This is a genomic window from Halomonas sp. SIMBA_159, from assembly GCF_046536035.1.
In the GTDB taxonomy this organism is placed as follows: domain Bacteria; phylum Pseudomonadota; class Gammaproteobacteria; order Pseudomonadales; family Halomonadaceae; genus Vreelandella; species Vreelandella venusta_A.
Genome location: NZ_JAWJBT010000909.1, coordinates 1 through 260, shown reverse-complemented (window position 1 = coordinate 260; position 260 = coordinate 1). Strand labels below are relative to the sequence as shown.

Sequence of the window (260 nt, the reverse complement as noted above, 5' to 3'; positions counted from 1 at the left end):
CCTGCCCAACGCGCGCAATCCGCTGAAGGCGATGGGCCGCGGCCGGGCAAGGGGCGGCGCCGGTGACAAGGCGGCCGGGAAGGCGACCGGGAAGGCGGCCGAATGATCGGCGTCTCGGACATCCACGTCACCTTCGGCGCCGGCACGCCGCTGGAGACCAAGGCGCTCGACGGCGTCGACCTGGAGATCCCTCAAGGCAGCTACATCGCCATCCTGGGCGAATCGGGTAGTGGCAAGTCGACACTGCTCAACATCCTTGG

General features: G+C 68.8%; 1 protein-coding gene. It reads left to right on the top strand.

Going from position 1 to position 260, the window contains the following annotated elements:
• Positions 1-102 precede the first annotated feature (102 nt).
• Positions 103-260, top strand: a 158-nt coding sequence (locus R0J87_RS21895) for an ATP-binding cassette domain-containing protein (RefSeq protein ID WP_498888942.1), incomplete at its 3' end; no start/stop codon positions are given.